General features: G+C 60.9%; 20 protein-coding genes. 16 read left to right on the top strand and 4 right to left on the bottom strand.

Going from position 1 to position 16,739, the window contains the following annotated elements:
* Positions 1–295: 295 nt before the first annotated feature.
* The 5 genes from J2X43_RS22230 to J2X43_RS22210 all read left to right on the top strand — a co-directional run bounded on the left by J2X43_RS22230 (position 296) and on the right by J2X43_RS22210 (position 3,473).
* The gene (locus J2X43_RS22230) at positions 296–1,270 is read left to right on the top strand and encodes an MBL fold metallo-hydrolase (protein ID WP_310297374.1); all 975 of its coding nucleotides are present in this window, start codon (positions 296–298) and stop codon (positions 1,268–1,270) included.
* A 20-nt stretch (positions 1,271–1,290) separates the two neighbouring features.
* On the top strand, positions 1,291–1,776 hold the full coding sequence (locus J2X43_RS22225; protein ID WP_112538713.1) for a M48 family metallopeptidase: 486 nt from the start codon (positions 1,291–1,293) through the stop codon (positions 1,774–1,776).
* 62 nt (positions 1,777–1,838) lie between these two features.
* Positions 1,839–2,273: a DoxX family protein gene (locus tag J2X43_RS22220; protein ID WP_310297371.1), complete on the top strand. Its 435-nt coding sequence runs from the start codon at positions 1,839–1,841 to the stop codon at positions 2,271–2,273.
* Between the two features lie 152 nt (positions 2,274–2,425).
* On the top strand, positions 2,426–2,914 hold the full coding sequence (locus J2X43_RS22215; protein ID WP_310297367.1) for an invasion associated locus B family protein: 489 nt from the start codon (positions 2,426–2,428) through the stop codon (positions 2,912–2,914).
* 1 nt (position 2,915) lies between these two features.
* The gene (locus J2X43_RS22210) at positions 2,916–3,473 is read left to right on the top strand and encodes an SH3 domain-containing protein (protein ID WP_310297364.1); all 558 of its coding nucleotides are present in this window, start codon (positions 2,916–2,918) and stop codon (positions 3,471–3,473) included.
* On the opposite strand, the gene J2X43_RS22205 is transcribed toward J2X43_RS22210, so the two are convergent.
* On the bottom strand, positions 3,470–4,471 hold the full coding sequence (locus tag J2X43_RS22205) for an LLM class flavin-dependent oxidoreductase (RefSeq protein ID WP_310297362.1): 1,002 nt from the start codon (positions 4,469–4,471) through the stop codon (positions 3,470–3,472). The genes J2X43_RS22210 and J2X43_RS22205 overlap by 4 nt on opposite strands.
* Before the next feature lie 302 nt (positions 4,472–4,773).
* On the opposite strand from J2X43_RS22205, the gene J2X43_RS22200 reads away from it, so the two are divergent.
* Entirely contained in the window at positions 4,774–4,998 is a 225-nt protein-coding gene (locus J2X43_RS22200) for a hypothetical protein (protein WP_310297605.1), read from the top strand.
* A gap of 68 nt (positions 4,999–5,066) precedes the next feature.
* Here J2X43_RS22200 and J2X43_RS22195 read toward each other — a convergent pair whose 3' ends face one another.
* The gene (locus tag J2X43_RS22195; protein WP_310297359.1) at positions 5,067–7,382 is read right to left on the bottom strand and encodes a methyl-accepting chemotaxis protein; all 2,316 of its coding nucleotides are present in this window, start codon (positions 7,380–7,382) and stop codon (positions 5,067–5,069) included.
* Between the two features lie 231 nt (positions 7,383–7,613).
* Here J2X43_RS22195 and ruvC point away from each other — a divergent pair, with 231 nt between their 5' ends.
* From ruvC to J2X43_RS22145, 10 genes are read left to right on the top strand one after another with little or no spacing between them, the layout of a single operon-like run.
* Positions 7,614–8,126: a crossover junction endodeoxyribonuclease RuvC gene (gene ruvC, locus J2X43_RS22190; protein ID WP_112385449.1), complete on the top strand. Its 513-nt coding sequence runs from the start codon at positions 7,614–7,616 to the stop codon at positions 8,124–8,126.
* A 56-nt stretch (positions 8,127–8,182) separates the two neighbouring features.
* Positions 8,183–8,434, top strand: a complete 252-nt coding sequence (locus J2X43_RS22185; protein WP_310297354.1) for an AbrB/MazE/SpoVT family DNA-binding domain-containing protein — start codon at positions 8,183–8,185, stop codon at positions 8,432–8,434.
* A 1-nt stretch (position 8,435) separates the two neighbouring features.
* A complete protein-coding gene (locus J2X43_RS22180) occupies positions 8,436–8,849 on the top strand; it encodes a type II toxin-antitoxin system VapC family toxin (protein WP_112518024.1) in 414 nt (137 codons plus the stop codon).
* 10 nt (positions 8,850–8,859) lie between these two features.
* Complete coding sequence (gene ruvA / locus J2X43_RS22175) at positions 8,860–9,474, top strand: Holliday junction branch migration protein RuvA (RefSeq protein WP_112518025.1); 615 nt, start codon at positions 8,860–8,862, stop codon at positions 9,472–9,474.
* A gap of 54 nt (positions 9,475–9,528) precedes the next feature.
* Complete coding sequence (locus tag J2X43_RS22170) at positions 9,529–9,789, top strand: type II toxin-antitoxin system PrlF family antitoxin (protein ID WP_112385453.1); 261 nt, start codon at positions 9,529–9,531, stop codon at positions 9,787–9,789.
* Positions 9,786–10,184, top strand: coding sequence for a type II toxin-antitoxin system VapC family toxin (locus tag J2X43_RS22165; RefSeq protein ID WP_310297344.1), 399 nt, complete (start codon positions 9,786–9,788; stop codon positions 10,182–10,184). The genes J2X43_RS22170 and J2X43_RS22165 overlap by 4 nt, the downstream gene beginning before the upstream one ends.
* Positions 10,181–11,221, top strand: coding sequence for a Holliday junction branch migration DNA helicase RuvB (ruvB, locus tag J2X43_RS22160; protein ID WP_112385455.1), 1,041 nt, complete (start codon positions 10,181–10,183; stop codon positions 11,219–11,221). The genes J2X43_RS22165 and ruvB overlap by 4 nt, the downstream gene beginning before the upstream one ends.
* A gap of 8 nt (positions 11,222–11,229) precedes the next feature.
* The gene (locus J2X43_RS22155; protein WP_310297338.1) at positions 11,230–11,742 is read left to right on the top strand and encodes an NUDIX hydrolase; all 513 of its coding nucleotides are present in this window, start codon (positions 11,230–11,232) and stop codon (positions 11,740–11,742) included.
* A gap of 50 nt (positions 11,743–11,792) precedes the next feature.
* A complete protein-coding gene (locus tag J2X43_RS22150) occupies positions 11,793–12,011 on the top strand; it encodes a DUF2945 domain-containing protein (protein ID WP_310297335.1) in 219 nt (72 codons plus the stop codon).
* 30 nt (positions 12,012–12,041) lie between these two features.
* Entirely contained in the window at positions 12,042–12,605 is a 564-nt protein-coding gene (locus tag J2X43_RS22145; RefSeq protein ID WP_310297332.1) for a DinB family protein, read from the top strand.
* Positions 12,606–12,614: 9 nt separating this feature from the next.
* On the opposite strand, the gene J2X43_RS22140 is transcribed toward J2X43_RS22145, so the two are convergent.
* Together J2X43_RS22140 and mprF are read right to left on the bottom strand one after the other, a co-directional pair.
* Positions 12,615–13,994, bottom strand: a complete 1,380-nt coding sequence (locus tag J2X43_RS22140) for an AcvB/VirJ family lysyl-phosphatidylglycerol hydrolase (protein ID WP_310297329.1) — start codon at positions 13,992–13,994, stop codon at positions 12,615–12,617.
* Positions 13,991–16,594, bottom strand: a complete 2,604-nt coding sequence (gene mprF, locus J2X43_RS22135; RefSeq protein ID WP_310297326.1) for a bifunctional lysylphosphatidylglycerol flippase/synthetase MprF — start codon at positions 16,592–16,594, stop codon at positions 13,991–13,993. The genes J2X43_RS22140 and mprF overlap by 4 nt, the downstream gene beginning before the upstream one ends.
* Between the last annotated feature and the right edge of the window lie 145 nt (positions 16,595–16,739).

Below are 16,739 nucleotides of genomic sequence, written 5' to 3'. Positions count from 1 at the left end.
ATCACACCCTCTGCGGCTGCAGCGCAGCCGACTCTAGTCCTCGGGCCGCCCTCAGCACAATGCGACCCTTTATTGCCTAGATCGCCAAGCACCCGGTTTTATTCCCTGCCGACTGAGATTTTTTTGACCGCTTTGCCGGGGTGAAAAAATTAGCCGTTCATTCTCAATGGCTTGCATGAAAAATTACGAAAGGCTCGGAATAAGCAGCAGGCCTCTCCGGTCTAGTTCTTCAGCGGCGGCGTCGAACCCATCCCGTCTCCGCTGAGACACAGGACAAGCCAGAGGAGGCATCCCAATGTTTGAAATGTCACGCCGTACACTGCTTGGTTCGGCCGCCGCGGCAGCCGCATTCGGCCTCGCATCGAAGCTCGAATTCGTACCCCCGGCCTTCGCCGCATCGCCGGACGAACCGGCAACCGGCTTCTACCGCTACAATGTCGGCGATATCGAAGTGACTGCCATCTATGACGGCATGTGGCGCAAGCCGCACGATCCCGCCTTCATCAAGAACGCCACGGTCGACGAGACCAAGGATGCGCTCGCCAAGGCGCATCTGCCGACCGATTTCATGCCGATCCCACTGACGGTGGTCGTCCTGAAGGTCGGCGGACGGCTGATCATGATGGATGCCGGTTCCGGCGTTGGTCAGTGGCAGGCCAATGCCACCAACCTTCCCGGCAACATGGCGGCCGCCGGCATCGACTACCGCAAGATCGACACGGTCATGATCTCGCATTTCCACCCTGACCACGTCTGGGGCCTGATGGAAAAGGGCACCAATGCGCCGGTCTTCCCGAATGCCGAACTGATCGTTCATTCGGCCGAATATAACTGGTGGACCGATCCCGGCCGCCTCTCGAAACTCGCGGAGGGACGCAAGCCTGCCGGAAAGCGCATCGCCGAAGTCTTCCCGAAATGGAAGAACTGGAAGCTGGTCGAGGACGGTGCGCAGGTGGCGCCCGGCATCGAGCTGATTTCGGCGCCAGGCCATACGCCGGGTCATTCGACCTATCTGGTCAACTCCGGAAACAGCCAGCTGCTGGTGTCGGCCGACATCATGTACGTCCCGGCGCTGCTGGCGCCGCACCCGGAATGGCAAGGCAGCTACGATCAGGACGGACCTCTTGCCATCACCAGCCGCCGCAAGCTGATCGATCGCGTCATATCGGACAAGATCGCCATCTGCGGCTCGCATTTCCCCTTCCCCGGCTCCGGCAGCTTCGTCAAGGACGGAAACGCCTATGCCTTCACACCCACCAGCCAGGCCTGACGCCTGAGGAGACCATCGTCATGAAAAGATCATTCACCCGCTACGCCGTTCTCGGCGTCATCAGCTTCTGCGCGCTGTCGGCAGGCGGCTCGGCCATCTCGGCGCTGACAGCAATGCCGGCCTTTGCCGTCGACAACATGGAAACCGGGGACGGCCCGGACCTCACCTCCGTCCGCGCCAAGATCGCCGCCAAGGACTATCAGGGCGCACTCGAGGAATTGCGCGGCCTCGCCGAGGATAACCAGCAGGCCGATGTCTACAACCTGCTTGGCTACACGCTGCGCATGACCGGCGACTACGACACGTCGCTGACCTACTACACCAAGGCCTTGGAACTGCAGCCCGATCACAAGGCGGCACACGAATATCTTGGCGAGCTCTATCTGCAGACCGGCAAGCCCGACAAGGCGAACGAGCAGCTGGCTTCGCTGAAGCAGCTGTGCCCCGCAGGCTGCGAGGAGCTGGAAGACCTACAAGAGGCGATCGCCGCACGGGGCGGCAACTGACGGTGATTGCCCCGGGGCGGGCGGCAGATGCCGCTCGCCCTGCTCACCCTTTGGAGATGATCATGGAACATTCCCCTATCCGATCCGTCGGCAGCAATGCAGCACTTCTCGCCGGACGTCTGCTGCTCTCGGCCATCTTCCTGCATGAAGGCGCAACGTTGGCGCTGAACTTCAACGCCACGGCAACGGCCTTCGAAAGGCTGGGTCTCGAACTGCCGGTCGCTATCGGCGTCATCCTGCTGCAGCTCGCGGCCGGCTTCTCGGTCGCGGCAGGCATGGCCACACGGCTGGGTGCTGTTGCGCTCGGCATCTTCTGCCTGATGACGGCCCTGCTCTTCCACACCGATTTCACCAGCCAGAACGAACTGCTGCATTTCGAGAAGGACTTTGCGATCGCCGGTGGCATGTTTGTGCTGGCGATCTCGGGCGCCGGATCGCTGTCTGTCGATGCCGTCCTGAAGCGCATCGTCCCGGCGCCGGTGGCAGCCTTCTTCTAACCTTCGCGATGATCTGGATCAAAGCGGTTCACAGCTCCGTGAGCCGCAGCCTGATTTTAAGAAAGCGGTAACGCTGCAACCCTTCAATGTCCCTGCCTCCAGCCGGTCTGTCTCAGGCCAGCGTCTCTCACACCATCGGCGGGGAAAATGCCATGAAGAAACTTGCTCTCACTCTCTCCATTTCGCTGCTTTGCGCCTTCGCCGCGCAAGCACAGCCTACAATGGTCAAGCGCTTCAACGACTGGGGCGTCTATTCCTACAAGTCCGATGGCCAGACGGTCTGCTATCTGCTGACCGTACCGACCGGCCAGACTCCGGCCAGTGTCGATCACGGCAAGAATTTCTTCATGGTCGGCCCCGGCGCTTCGGCGAAATACGAACCACAGGCGCGGATGGGCTACGAGTTGAAGCAGGGATCGCGCGTGAAGGTGCGCATCGGCGACCAGACATTCTGGATGTTCACCCGCGAGAACGCCGCCTGGATGCAGCATGAGGAGCGTGAACCGGAAATGATCCGCGCCATGCGCGGCGGCAGCGAGATGGTGATCGAGGCGACCTCCAGCCGGGGGACTGATACCAGCTACACCTATTCGCTCGATGGTATCACAGCAGCGTTGAAACAGGTGGCCAGCTGTAGCTGACATGCGCCGTTTTTCTCTTCTTCGCCGGACGATGAGGCTGCTTGCCCTCTGCAGCCTGTTTGCCGCTTGCCTGGCCAGCCAGGCATCGGCAGTCCCGGTTGAGACAAGCGCACCAAAAGGCCGGGAAACCGGTCTGCCGGTTCCCCGTTTCGTCTCGCTCAAATCGGCCAACGCGCGCATGCGCATCGGCCCGTCACTGGATTACGGGACCAAGTGGATTTACCTGAAATCAGGCCTGCCGCTGGAGATCACCGCCGAATACGACAATTGGCGTCAGGTGCGCGATAGCGATGGCATCACCGGATGGATGCATCGCGCCCTGCTCTCCTCGCGCCGGACCGCGGTGATCGGCCCCTGGCTGAGAGAGCCTGCGGCACTTCACACCGGAGCTCGGGAAAGTGCGGCTGTATCGGCGGCGTTGATGGCCAGCGTCCTCGTCCATGTCGGACGCTGCGACGGAGCGTGGTGCAGCATCGGTCTGCCGCACCAGAATCTCACCGGCTTCGTCGAGCAATCGGCCCTCTGGGGTGTCTATCCCGGCGAAACGATCACGGATTAGGCAGCGGCGCTCATAAAGCTGCCGAGCCCCGCGAACAGCTCGACCGACTTCAGCCGCGCCTCGATATCGTGGATCGGCATGGAGATGATCAGCTCGTCGGCCTCCGTCTCTTTCAGAAACTCCTTGAGCTTGGCTTCAGCCGTCTGCGGCGAGCCGACGACGGCATAGCGCAGCGTATGCTCGACATTGAGCTTTTCCATCGGCGACCAGAAGCTCTCCATATCCTTCACAGGCTTCGGGAACTGGCCGCGCACATTGCGCCGGAGATTGACGAACTGCTGCTGCGCCGAGGTGAAGTGATACTCGGCTTCCTCATCCGTCGGAGCGACGGAGCCCATCACACCGGCCATCACATAGGGCTGGTCGAGGACGGCGGAGGGCTGGAACTTGCTGCGATAGATATCGATCGCATCGAGCAGCGAGTCCGGCGCGAAATGCGACGCGAAAGCATAGGGCAGACTGAGCATGGCGGCGAGCTGGGCGCTGTAGAGGCTGGAACCGAGCAACCAGATTGGTACATGCGTCCGGTTGCCGGGCACCGCGAGGATCGCCTGGTTCTCGACCGGCTCTCCGAGCAGCTGCTGCAGCTCTACGACATCATGCGGGAAACTCTGGGCGCCGGCATCGAGGTTGCGGCGCAGCGCCTGGGCGGTGCGCATATCCGTTCCCGGCGCGCGGCCGAGACCGAGATCGACGCGGCCGGGGAAGAGTGCGGCGAGTGTGCCGAACTGTTCGGCGATAACAAGCGGCGAATGGTTCGGCAGCATGATGCCGCCCGATCCGATGCGGATCCGCTTCGTCGCCGCACCGACATGACCGATGACGACGGCAGTCGCGGCACTGGCAATCCCCGGCATGCCGTGATGCTCGGCAAGCCAGAAGCGCTTGTAGCCATATTCTTCCGCCTTCTGCGCCATCCGCGCGGAACCCGCGAGAGATTGGCTGACGGTCGTGCCCTCTGGAACGGGCGAAAGATCGAGGATGGAAAAGGGAATCATGAAAACCTGCCGTCGGTATAATGGGGCTACCGGCTATGTAGGTGGTAACGGCGCCGCATCCAAATCCTGCGGCGAAGAAAATGGGCCGATCGGCCGCCTGCCATCAACGCAGATGTGGAAACCAAATTCCGGCATTCCGCATGTCGTTGTCATTGCAGGCCCTAGGCGGTCATTCCTGAGCCAGCAGTACAGGCTAAATAACCACCACCTACTATTACATATCTGCGTTGCATACTCGGAAGTAGGCGCCTGCCCTCAATGGGATCATAAGGAGCGCAGATTAGCATACGAGAGTGTTTGATATGGATTGGGTCCCGGTAGTCTTCGTTACGTTCAAGGTTCTTGCCTTGGGAATAGCCATGTTCTTCGCCATCAAGTGGCACTATGACCGATCGGAGAAAGGCGACAGGCGAGCGCTACTGCGATCGGGCGGCATGATGGCTGCGGTCTTCGCGATAGCGGTATTGGGCGTTGGGCTCGCCGCCTTCTTGCTGAGCAGGAAGCTCGGCTTGGACTTGAGCCTCTGATGAGGCCGCTGTTTCAAGCGACTCCAGATCCAACTTGATGGCTGGAGTCGCTTGACCCTTTGAGAGCGTCAGGAAGCGCGGCGGTGCCTGAGCACATGCACTTCCGCGCTTTGGTGGTGATGGCCCTGCGGCAGCGTGAAGTTGCCGAGCTGGCGGTCCATCTCCAGCGCCTCGCTGGCGAGACGATGGATCGCTGCCGTGCTTTCCTCGACCATCGCAGCGTTCTGCTGTGTCATCGAATCCAGTTCGGAAACCGCGCTGTTGATCTGGCGCAGCGTATCGGCCTCTTCGCGGGTCGATTCCATGATCTCGTGGATCTGCCCGTTGATCGCCTCGACGCGGCTGCCGATACCGGTCAGCGCAACCCCTGCCCGCTCGACCAGCGACACGCCGCTTTCGACCTCATGTGTCGACTTCTGCAGCAGGCTGGCGATTTCCTTGGCGGCGCTCGAGGAGCGCTGTGCCAGTTCACGGACTTCCATGGCGACAACGGCAAAGCCCTTGCCGGATTCACCGGCACGCGCTGCCTCGACACCAGCATTCAGCGCCAGCAGATTGGTCTGGAAGGCGATTTCGTCGATCACCGAGATGATCGAGTTGATCTGGCGCGAGGACGACTGGATCGCCTCCATCGCCGCGATCGTCTCGCGCATGATATCGCTTGAGCCCGCCGTTTCCTTCTTCGCGTCACGGGCAATCCGCTCAGCCTGCTCGGCGCGCTCGATCTGGATACGGACCGACTGGGTGATGGCGTCGATCGCATTGGCGGTCTCGGTGATCGAGGCGGCCTGCCGCTCGGTACGGCCGGCCAGATCGTCGGCGCCGTTGCGCATCTCTTCCGAGCCTGAACGAACCGCCATCGAGTTTCCGCCGATCGCCGTCATCGTTTCGCTCAGCGTCGCAAGCGCCTCGTTGAAATTGACACGCAGGCCCTCGAGCTCGGTCGGGAAGCGCGTCTCGATCTGATAGGCGAGATTGCCGCTGGCCAGATGATGCAGGCCCTCGTCCAGCGCCTGGACGACATCCTGCAGGCTCTTCGCCTCGGCTTCGCGCAGCGCCATGTTTTCCTGGCGATCACGCTCGGCGCGTGTGCGGGTCTCCGCACTTGCGGCCTCGAGCTCGCGGCTTTCGAACAGCGATTGCTTGAAGCGGGAAAGAGCCTTGGCCATCGTGCCGATTTCGTCGTGGCGGTTTTGGCTGCCGATCTCGGTATCCAGCTTGCCGTCGGCGACGTCGCGGGTGTTGCCGGCAAGGCGGGCAAGCGGCGAGAATAGCAGCTTCGTGATCAGGCCGGTGGCGATCGCCATGACGACGAGGGCACCCAGACCGATCATCGTCAGCAACGTGGCGATCTCGATCGAGCCGGCATTCAGCTCGCTGAGACGGACGCTCTCGACCACCAGGAAGCGGTCGCCGTGATAATCGATGCCGCGGACATAGGCGCGGGCCGAGCCATCGGCGCGGTCGAAGTCATCGACCGTCATGCCCTGATTGTTGGCCAGCGCATCCGGAATGAAGGTGAAGGCCGCGGTGTCGAGCGTCGCCAGCTTGCCGTCTGCAAGACCGACCGCCGAACCATCGCTGGAAATGATCGCCGCCTGCGCCGTGCTGCCAGAGACAATGCCCTTCGACAGGATACCGGTGACGATATCATCACGAACCTTGAACAGAATGATGCCCTTCGCGAGGCCCAGCTTGACGATCGGAACGGCATAGAAGATCCCCGACTTGCCCGCATCGACGCGCAGACCCGAGAAGCCTGTCGGCGCGGAATCGTCGGTCGCCTTTGCGGTGTTCTCGACAGCCTTCGCATAGGCGAGACCGGCACCGGTCACCTTCCAGGCATCGGCCTTCAGGTTTTCGGCGAAATTGTCGTCCTTCTTGTAGGAATAGAGGACGGAGCCATCCATGTCGGCGATCAACAGGTCGCTGAAGGCCGTGTTCTCGAGGTCGCGGGCGACTTCGCCCTGCGTCTTCTCATGGTTGGAATAGTAGAAGCCGCTCGGCCCCTCCGGCTTCATCAGCTTTTCGCGCTGATCGACCGGGTTCGGGTTGTTGGTGATGAAGACCTTCTTCAGTTCCGCACGGGCATCGCCCGAGGACTTCTCGATGGTCTTCCAGCCGCTCTTCAGGCTGGTGATCGACATCTGCAGCGCTTCGATACGCGCAATCGAATTCGCCTGGTTTTCAAGCTGCTCCAGCTGATCCTGCAGCATGTCGCCGCGGAAGATGAGCACGCTCTCCTTCGCCTTCAGCGCCTGCTCGTCGGAAATGCGGCTGCTGGCGAAATAGCCGAGCACGCTGATGGTACTGACGGCAAGCGCCGTGAGCAGAATGAAAGTCGCAATCACTTTAAACGATAGAGACTGAAATCTCTGAGCCATAAACTAGAACCCTTCCGGAGCGGCTTGCCTGGCTTTTCGCAGCTGGCTTGACCGAAAACAGAACACTGGGGGCCTTAACCTTCCGAAAAAGGAGCCCCTCTCACATTTGATGGATTAGATTTCAGACAACTGATTTAATTCGCAGTAAACGGCGCGACACAAAAACAAGGGATGTTTTTGTTTTGTTCACATATCGATGGCAGTTATTTTGCAACTGCAATATGGTGAGCCATGCAAAACACGATTCGCATCATCGGCATCGATCCCGGCCTGCGCCGCACGGGATGGGGCGTCATCGACACGCTGGGCAATTCGCTGCGCTTCGTCGCCTCCGGCACCGTCACGTCGGACGGCGACATGGACTTGGCCTCCCGCCTCTGCCAGCTGCATGACGGGCTTGCTGAGATCGTCCACAGCTACACACCCGATGAAGCCGCCGTCGAACAGACCTTCGTCAACAAGGACGCGGTCGCGACACTGAAGCTCGGCCAGGCCCGCGGCATCGCCATGCTGGTTCCGGCCCGCGCCGGGCTGCAGGTTTCCGAATATGCGCCGAACGCCGTCAAGAAAGCCGTCATCGGTGTCGGTCACGGGGAAAAAAAGCAGATCCACATGATGCTGAAGATCCTGATGCCGAAGGTGGAATTCAAGGGCGACGACGCCGCGGATGCGCTGGCGATCGCCATCTGCCATGCCCATAATCGCGGCAGCAACCGCATGCGCCTGGCAGCGCTCGCGGGGTAATTTGTTCTTGACTTGTTCTCAAGGTAAGGATTATTCTTACTTTGAAGGAGAAAGTCATGCGCGTTACCTCGAAAGGTCAGGTCACGATTCCCCGCGATCTCCGCGAGCTGGCCGGTATAGAGCCGAACAGCGAGGTCGTATTCTCCATGGAAGGCGGCAAGCTAGTCGTTTCACCAAAGAGCGGTCGTAGCGCCATCGAAGATCGAAACCGTCTTGATCAAGTCCTCAGGGCGATCTCCAAGCTTGAAGGGACCGGCGATCAGGCGATCGATGCTGACGCGCTCATGTCGATGACACGTGACCGCTGACATGGCGACCTTGATTGACACCAACGTGCTGGTAGATCTCGCCATCCCGTCTTCGAACTGGCATGGCTGGTCACGGCAACGGACGATCGAAGCGTTCGATCAGGGGCCGGTGCTCATCAACCCGATCATTTATGCCGAGTTTTCGGTACGCTACCGCGATATCGATGAAGTCGATAACGCACTGCCGGAAGATGCCTTCCGCAGGGAAAATCTCCCCTGGCCAGCGGCTTTTGCGGCCGCAGCCGCATTCCGTATCTATCGCAAGGCCGGTGGCCAGCGCGAACGTGTTCTGCCGGATTTCCTGATCGGTGCGCATGCCGCCATACGCGGCTATTCACTGCTGACACGCGATGTGAAGGGCTACCGCGCCTACTTCCCGTCGCTCGACCTCATCACTCCCGAAACCCATCCCTGACGGACATATCATGATCGGCAAGCTCAAAGGCACCATCGAAGAAATCGGCGAAGACTATGTGCTCGTCGATGTGCATGGTGTCTGTTACGTCGCCCATTGCTCGGGCCGCACCCTGTCGAAGCTCGGCTCCGTCGGAGAGGCCTGCGTCCTCTTCATCGAGACCTATGTCCGCGAAGACCAGCTGAAGCTCTTCGGCTTCATGAGCGTGCTTGAGCGTGAGTGGTTTAACCTGCTGCAGAGCGTTCAGGGCGTCGGTGCCAAGGTGGCGCTCGCCGTGCTCTCGACGCTGACGCCGCCGGAACTCGCCAATGCCATTGCCCTCCAGGACAAGACCGCCGTCTCACGCGCTCAAGGGGTTGGGCCGAAGGTCGCGGTCCGTATCGTCACCGAACTGAAGAACAAGGCACCCGCCTACGCCGGCGAGGCGATGAATATCGGCCTCAAGCAGGAACTCGGCGAAGGCGTGGCTTCGGCCCCGGTTGCCGATGCCGTCTCGGCGCTGACCAATCTCGGCTATTCCCGTGATCAGGCCGCCAACGCCGTCGCCGCCGCCATGAAGACCGCCGGCGAAGGTGCCGATAGCGCCAAGCTGATCCGGCTGGGGCTGAAGGAACTGGCGCGATGATTTCCTTGCGAAATCACTTATTCCTTACTATATTTAAAACGTAAGGAGGTTTAGATGAATATCTATTACGGTACATTGACATCAAAGGGCCAGACAACTGTTCCCGCAGAAGTTCGCGAACTCTTGCACCTGAAGCCTGGCGATAAAATTCGCTACATCCACAGCGATGGTAAGGTTTTCATCAAGGCGAAGAACAAGCGCGCGATCGATCTCGCGGGAAAGTTTCACGATCCATATCGCCCGACCTTCTCGCTCGATGACATGGATCAGGCTGTCGGAGACTCTATCGCGCAAAGGGTCGCCGCGGCAAAATGATCGGCGTCGACACAAATATTTTGCTGCGCCTTTTTCTCAAGGATGATGCAGAGCAGGCTAAGAAGGTCGAGCTTCTTTTCGCGTCGCTTCCTGAGGCAGGGCCGGGCTATATAAGCTGTATTACCCTGATGGAGGTGACCTGGTTTCTGCGGCAGCGTATCAAGCTAAAGCGTGAAGAGATCATGGAAGCAGTTTCCGATCTGCTGGATGCCGCCGACCTCATTCTGGAGGACGAAAACATCGTTGAAGAGACGCTTGATGTGATGGCGCAAACGACAGCCGAATTTGCCGATGTTTTCATAGCTCTTAGGAATCGAGATGCCGGCTGCTCTGTTACGAAAACTTTCGATCAGCGAGCTGCCAGAGGCGTCCCTGGAATGGAACTACTGACATGAGCGACCCCGCCCGCCTGATATCGCCGGAAAAGAAGGGCGAAGATTTTGATGCGACGCTGCGTCCGCAGTCGCTGGATGAATTCACCGGCCAGGCCGAAGCGCGCGCCAACCTGAAAATCTTCATCGAGGCCGCCAAGAACCGTGGCGAGGCGCTGGATCATGTGCTGTTCGTCGGCCCGCCCGGTCTCGGCAAGACAACGCTGGCGCAGATCATGGCGAAGGAACTCGGCGTCAATTTCCGCTCCACCTCTGGTCCCGTTATCGCCAAGGCCGGCGATCTTGCGGCGCTGCTCACCAATCTCGAAGAGCGCGACGTGCTCTTCATCGACGAAATCCACCGCCTGAGCCCGGCCGTTGAAGAAATCCTCTATCCGGCGATGGAAGACTTCCAGCTCGACCTGATCATCGGCGAAGGCCCGGCCGCACGCTCCGTGAAGATCGATCTGTCGAAATTCACGCTGGTCGCCGCCACCACGCGCCTTGGCCTGCTGACGACACCGCTGCGCGACCGTTTCGGCATTCCGGTTCGTCTCTCCTTCTACACCGTCGAGGAACTGGAGCTGATCGTCCGCCGCGGCGCGCGGCTGATGAACCTGCCGATGACCGACGAGGGCGCCAAGGAAATCGCCCGCCGCGCCCGCGGCACGCCGCGCATCGCAGGGCGTCTGCTGCGCCGCGTCCGTGATTTTGCCGAAGTCGCCAGGGCCGAAGCCGTCACCCGCGAGATCGCCGACGAAGCGCTGACCCGGCTGCTCGTCGACAATATGGGCCTCGACCAGCTCGACAAGCGCTACCTCAACATGATCGCCGTCAATTTCGGCGGCGGCCCTGTCGGTATCGAAACCATCGCCGCCGGCCTTTCGGAGCCGCGCGATGCGATCGAGGACATCATCGAGCCCTACATGATCCAGCAGGGCTTCATCCAGCGCACGCCGCGCGGCCGTGTACTCACCGCAACCGCCTGGAAGCACCTCGGCATGCAGCCGCCGAAGGACCTGGAAGCCGCGCAGTTCCGGCTCTTCCAGCAAGACGACTGAGTGCGCCGATGCCGAAGAGAACAATGATCCGGCTGGATGGCAGTGCCGGACGCTTCAACTACCGCATTGCCGGGCTCGGCTTTCGCGATGGCCATGTCCTCGTTCACCGGGCCGTCCATGAACCTTTCTGGACATTCCCGGGTGGCCGCGCCGAGATTGGCGAGACCTCGGAAGAAACGCTGCGGCGCGAGATGGTCGAAGAGCTCGGTGTGACGGTCGAGGTCGGCCGCCTGCTCTGGATCGTCGAGAATTTTTTCCATTTCGAGAAGCGCGACTGGCACGAACTCGGGCTCTATTATCTGATGGAACTCCCCGAAAGCTTCCCCTTCCGGCCAAACGAGATCGTCCATCAGATCGAGGACGGCAAGAGCATTCTGGAGTTCAAATGGGTGCCCGCCACCCGCGGAGCGCTGAAGGCTCTCGATATCCCGCCCTATTTCATTGCCGACGAGATCGAGGCGCTTCCTCCGGCACCGCGCCACGTCGTCTGGCGCGACGGCGACCTCGACCGGGACGATTGAGGGAACTGTCCCCTTCTCCGCGCATTGCATCCTGAACAAGGAGCATCGCCATGCAGAAATACAGGACGGGCACGAGCGTCGAGTGGACATGGGGCAAAGGCAAGGGAACGGGCAGGATCGCTGAAAGCTTCACCGAAGACGTCGAGCGCATCATCGAGGGTGCCGACATCAAGCGGAAGGCGACCAGCGAGGAACCCGCCTATCTGATCGAGCAGGAAGATGGCGGCAAGGTCTTGAAGGGCCACTCGGAAATCAGGAAGGTTCATTGATGGGCGATGATCGGCCCGACAGGAGATGACATGACCGTTTTCGATCCCTGCCGGGCTTTCCGCAAGCTCGCCTATAACAATGCGCTCGCCAATGTCAGATTGCTCGATGCCTGCCTCCGGCTGCAGCCGGGCGAATTCGAAGCGCATCGCACCAGCTTCTTCCCTTCGATCAAGATGACGCTGAACCATATCATCACCGTCGACTGGTTCTACGTGGATGGGCTCGAAGGCGGCAGCCTCGGACCCGATGCATGGAAGATCGAAGAGCCGTTCGATACGCTTGAAGCGCTGATCCCCGAGCAGCGGAATGTCGATGCACGCCTTGTTGCGCTATGCGAGGCGCTGACGCCGGACAGCTTGGCAGCAACCATCCGGCTGGATCGCGGCGGCCGGTTTCAGGAGGAGCGTGCGGACGATATCCTCAGCCACCTTTTCCAGCACCAGACCCATCACCGCGGCCAGGTGCATGCGATGCTGGCGGAATCCAGTGTCCGCCCGCCGCAACTCGACGAATTCATTGTCAACGATGATGCCCGTTTCCGGGGCGGCGAGATTGCCGCCCTCGGCTGGAGCGAGGAAAAGCTGATGCGCTGAAAGCCAACCTCAGTCGTTGAGGCGTGACTTCAGCGCATCGACGATGGTCTTGGTCAGCAGATCGTAGTTTTCGTCGAAGTGGTGATCGCCCGCGAGCTCGACGACGGCAGCGCCGCTCTGCTTCAAATCCGGGCAGGCGACTTCGTCATCGTCTTCCTTGCCGTAGATACACTGGATCAGCTTCGGATCGACATCCTTCAGATCGGCGACCGGATCGCCACCGGCCCCGTCGGTCTTCTGGCCGAGCCAACCCATGACGGAGATCACGTAGTCAACCTCGTGCGACAGCGACAGCAGCGAGATCTGGACGATCGACGCCTTCTCGGCCGGTTTCAGCAGCTTGTATGTCGCCGGCACCACGTCAGCGCCGAACGAGTAGCCGATCAGAAGCACATGCTTGACCTTCCACTGCTTCCGGTAGAGGTCGATGATCTTGCCGAGATCGTCGGCGGTCTCCTGCGGCTTCCGTTCCGACCAGAAGTAATGCAGCGAGTCGATGCCGACGACGGGAATCCCCTCCTTCTGCAGCTTGCTGCCAACTTCCTTGTCGATATCGCGCCAGCCGCCATCGCCGGAATAGACGATCGCCATCGTATCCATCGCCGGCTTGGCATCGAGAACCGCAAGCGGCAGGCCGAGCGGATTATCGGCATTGCCCGATGCGTCGATCATGTCGTCAAGCGTATCGGACAGCGTCGTCTGCGCGTCGTCATCGGCATCGCGAACATCGATCGCCGGATGCGTCTTCTTCAGCTCCGCAACATGCTCGCGCCCATCCTTCGGTGCATTCGACGTCAAGGCCACCACGACGGGATCCGGCAGATTGCCCTCGGTCAGGCCGTAGATCATCCGGTCGCCAACGGTCTTCTTGCTGGCCGGCGTGCAGAGCTGCTGCGTCAGCGGAATGCCTGCCGTGGGATCGATCGCCAGCGTCTGGCCGATCGTCGCATCCGGCGTCTGCGCGGCAATCGCCAGCGCCAGGGCGCCGCCCTCGCCGACACCGGCGATGATAGGCAGATGATAGGCGCTGTTGCCGGCGGCGCGCTGAACCTGCTGGCTCAACGCCTCGATGTCGGAGACTAGGTAGATGCAGCCGTCATTGTCACTGGCATCGTATTTGCGCAGCGCATCCATGTAGGACGGAAAGTCGACGCCGATCACCACGGCACCGGCATCCACCAGCTTATCCGTCTCGGCCTTTTCGTTGTCGCCCCAGCCGGCCGCGTCCGAGATCAGCATCACCGCACCCTTCACATCACCCTTCGGCAGAAAGATGTGCGGCGACGGGATGAGTCCAGTTTCGAAGTCCTTCGTGCTCTCGTCGGCGGCATAGGCCGGAAATGCAAGCGCCGTGGCGCATGTTGCGGCGAGGATATATTTTCTGATCATTTCCTGACGACTCCCTTCAATCCGCCACCGATGAGAAAGGTCGCGTCCATCAACGCGATCATCGGATTGCCCCCTCCGGAAACCGCAAGATAGCGCGGTTGCCAGTGCGGATGAAACTTTGATTTGAATGCCCGAAGGCCTTTGAAATTGTAGAAGCGCTCGCCGTGTTCGAAAACGGTGCTGCCGATGCGGTCCCAGACGGGCGCCGTTTCACGCTTCGACATGCCCGAAAGCGGTGCCATGCCGAGGTTGAAGTGGCGGTATCCCTCCTCGCGCAGATATTCCATGATCTGCACGAATAGAAAGTCCATCGACCCCTTTGGTGCCTCTGGAGAGAAGCGCATCAGGTCGATCGTGCCTTCCGATTTGGTTTCGGTGACGAGGATATTGGCGAAGGCGACGATCTTGCCGTCCTTCTTCAACACGCCGACCGGCTGCGAATTGACATAGTCCGGCTCAAAGGCGCCGAGCGAGAAACCCTTCTCCTTGGCATTATGGTCTTCAAGCCAGGAGCTGGAAACCGCGGCCAGATCGGTGAGAATGGCAGGTACGTCTTCGGCGGGTATGACCTCGAAGCTCAGGCCATCGCGCTGGGCGCGGCTGGCCGTCTGGCGCAGGTTCGCCCACTTGCCGCCCTTCATTTCGAAAGCGCCGAGATCGGCGACGGCGAGCTCGCCCAGCTTGAAGGCGCGCAGACCCGCGTCGGCGCAATGGGACAGTAGCGCCGGCGAAATCTGGTAGAAGACCGCGCGGCATCCGGCAGCCCGCGCCGCCTCGACGAAGCTCCAGACGAGCTCCGGAATGGCATGCCGCTCGCCGACCGGATCGAACAGCGCGATCCATGAGCGCCCCTGGCGGCCATACATGATGAAGGCATCGCCCTTCTCGGAGAACATGATGCTCTTGTCGGCCATGCGCACCAGATTGGCGTCGGCATAATCCTGCGCCTTGACGATATCGACGGCGCGCTGCAGCGCCTCGTCGCTTGCCGGTTCCGGGCGGAAGGCCGCCGGACGCAGCAGGCTGAAAATGGCGATCGCCGAGGAGATGATGGTGATCCCAAGCACGGCGCGCAGACCGCGCGGTGCTTCAGCCGCGAATTCGAACTGCCACCAGAGCTCGTTACTGTATTCGACGTCGCGATAGACGAAGAGCAGGATAACGACGGCGCCGACACAGATGACCGCAATCGCCATGAGCCAGGCGGCCGTCAGCGTCTGGTTCAAGAGCGAGGCGTGGCGCGTGAACAGTCGGCGGCTGACGAACAGGCTAAAGATCAGGATCGCGAGGAAGATCGCTTCGACCAGCGCAATCGCCTTCAGCAGCGACAGGGTGAGCGCCAGAACGGCGGAGACCACCGATACCAGCCATGCGCCATCGAGACGCTGGCCAAGACCCCGCGCGGCAACCACGAGCGCCAGACCGAGCAGGCTCGACAGGAAATGGGCGCCCTCGACGATGGGCAGAGGCAGATAATTGGCGAGGAATTCGAGATTCTCATCCGGCGTCGGCGTGACGCTCGAGAAGATCAGCATGACGCCGAGGATGAGTGCAAAGGCCGACAACAGCTGCGGCGTCAGGCGGCCGCCAATACGGCGGATGCTGGAAGCGGCCGGATGATCGACGAAGCGGCGAAGCTCTGTCAGCGACACCGCGAGCACTGCGATCAGCAGCGGCAGCACATGATAGATCAGGCGGTAGAGAACCAGCGATCCGAGAACCGCGTCGATATTCACCGCGCTGCCGAGCGAGGCGATGATGACGGTTTCAAAGACGCCGAGACCGGCCGGCACGTGGCTGAGCACGCCGAGGCCGACGGCAATCGCATACACCGCCAGGAACACCGGCCAGCTGATCGCTGTCTGCGGCAGCAGCACATAAAGCACGGTGGCCGACGCGGCGATATCGAAGGCGGTAACGAGGAACTGCCGCGACCAGGTACGCGAATCCGGCAGGCGGACGGCGATCGGGCCGAGAGCCACCGCCCGGCCATCACGCCCGAGATAGACCATGACGCCGAGCCCCGCCAGGATCGCCCCGGCGATGATCCGCAGCAGCAGCGCATTGGTATTGATCAGCGGCCCGATTTCCTCGGCGATGATCATCAGCGCGATCGCCGCGACGCTGGCAAGACCGAGACCGAAGGACAGTGTGACGAAGGCGATGACTCGGCCGATATCCTCGGGCGTCAAGCCGAGGCGCGAATAGGCGCGGTAGCGGATAGCGCCACCGCTGAGCGCGCCGAAGCCCGCCGTATTGCCGACCGCATAGGCGCTGAACGCCGTCAGTGCGACATGCGGAAAGGGCAGCTTCTTGCCGATGTATTCGATCGCATTGAGATCGTAGAAGATCAGCGCGAAGAAGCTGAGGCCGGTAAAGAGCAAGGCCAGCAGGATCGAGCTGACGCGCGTGTCGGCAAGCGCCTGGACGACGTCGTCATAGCGGACTTCGTTGGTAAGCTGCATGATCGCATAACCGACCATGCAAAACAGGATAAGCGTCGCTGCCGCGACAAGCTGCGTACGGTAACGCCGGATAAAGCCCCGAAAGCCACCGGCTTCCTCGCTTTCCATTTCTTCCAGACTGCCTTGATTCGCCATCTTACCCCTGCCGACTGCCAGCTTGGCGTGAGTCGTTCGGCAAAGAACTAGCATATGCTGCAGGCAAGCTCTATCGGCCCCCGACAGCGCTACCCCGCTACCGCCAAGCGCGCCTCATCGGCCTGAATTGGGGCAAAATTAGCGC

The organism is Rhizobium sp. BE258, assembly GCF_031457345.1.
Taxonomy (GTDB): Bacteria; Pseudomonadota; Alphaproteobacteria; order Rhizobiales; family Rhizobiaceae; genus Rhizobium.
The sequence above is the reverse complement of the archived record's forward strand: the minus strand, read 5'-3'. Positions and strand labels throughout refer to the sequence as shown.

Coding starts and splice junctions, on each gene's coding strand:
- J2X43_RS22230 (WP_310297374.1), top strand. CDS start 296: ATGTTTGAAATGTCACGCCGTACACTGCTTGGTTCGGCCGCCGCGGCA.
- J2X43_RS22225 (WP_112538713.1), top strand. CDS start 1,291: ATGAAAAGATCATTCACCCGCTACGCCGTTCTCGGCGTCATCAGCTTC.
- J2X43_RS22220 (WP_310297371.1), top strand. CDS start 1,839: ATGGAACATTCCCCTATCCGATCCGTCGGCAGCAATGCAGCACTTCTC.
- J2X43_RS22215 (WP_310297367.1), top strand. CDS start 2,426: ATGAAGAAACTTGCTCTCACTCTCTCCATTTCGCTGCTTTGCGCCTTC.
- J2X43_RS22210 (WP_310297364.1), top strand. CDS start 2,916: ATGCGCCGTTTTTCTCTTCTTCGCCGGACGATGAGGCTGCTTGCCCTC.
- J2X43_RS22205 (WP_310297362.1), bottom strand. CDS start 4,471: ATGATTCCCTTTTCCATCCTCGATCTTTCGCCCGTTCCAGAGGGCACG.
- J2X43_RS22200 (WP_310297605.1), top strand. CDS start 4,774: ATGGATTGGGTCCCGGTAGTCTTCGTTACGTTCAAGGTTCTTGCCTTG.
- J2X43_RS22195 (WP_310297359.1), bottom strand. CDS start 7,382: ATGGCTCAGAGATTTCAGTCTCTATCGTTTAAAGTGATTGCGACTTTC.
- ruvC (WP_112385449.1), top strand. CDS start 7,614: ATGCAAAACACGATTCGCATCATCGGCATCGATCCCGGCCTGCGCCGC.
- J2X43_RS22185 (WP_310297354.1), top strand. CDS start 8,183: ATGCGCGTTACCTCGAAAGGTCAGGTCACGATTCCCCGCGATCTCCGC.
- J2X43_RS22180 (WP_112518024.1), top strand. CDS start 8,436: ATGGCGACCTTGATTGACACCAACGTGCTGGTAGATCTCGCCATCCCG.
- ruvA (WP_112518025.1), top strand. CDS start 8,860: ATGATCGGCAAGCTCAAAGGCACCATCGAAGAAATCGGCGAAGACTAT.
- J2X43_RS22170 (WP_112385453.1), top strand. CDS start 9,529: ATGAATATCTATTACGGTACATTGACATCAAAGGGCCAGACAACTGTT.
- J2X43_RS22165 (WP_310297344.1), top strand. CDS start 9,786: ATGATCGGCGTCGACACAAATATTTTGCTGCGCCTTTTTCTCAAGGAT.
- ruvB (WP_112385455.1), top strand. CDS start 10,181: ATGAGCGACCCCGCCCGCCTGATATCGCCGGAAAAGAAGGGCGAAGAT.
- J2X43_RS22155 (WP_310297338.1), top strand. CDS start 11,230: ATGCCGAAGAGAACAATGATCCGGCTGGATGGCAGTGCCGGACGCTTC.
- J2X43_RS22150 (WP_310297335.1), top strand. CDS start 11,793: ATGCAGAAATACAGGACGGGCACGAGCGTCGAGTGGACATGGGGCAAA.
- J2X43_RS22145 (WP_310297332.1), top strand. CDS start 12,042: ATGACCGTTTTCGATCCCTGCCGGGCTTTCCGCAAGCTCGCCTATAAC.
- J2X43_RS22140 (WP_310297329.1), bottom strand. CDS start 13,994: ATGATCAGAAAATATATCCTCGCCGCAACATGCGCCACGGCGCTTGCA.
- mprF (WP_310297326.1), bottom strand. CDS start 16,594: ATGGCGAATCAAGGCAGTCTGGAAGAAATGGAAAGCGAGGAAGCCGGT.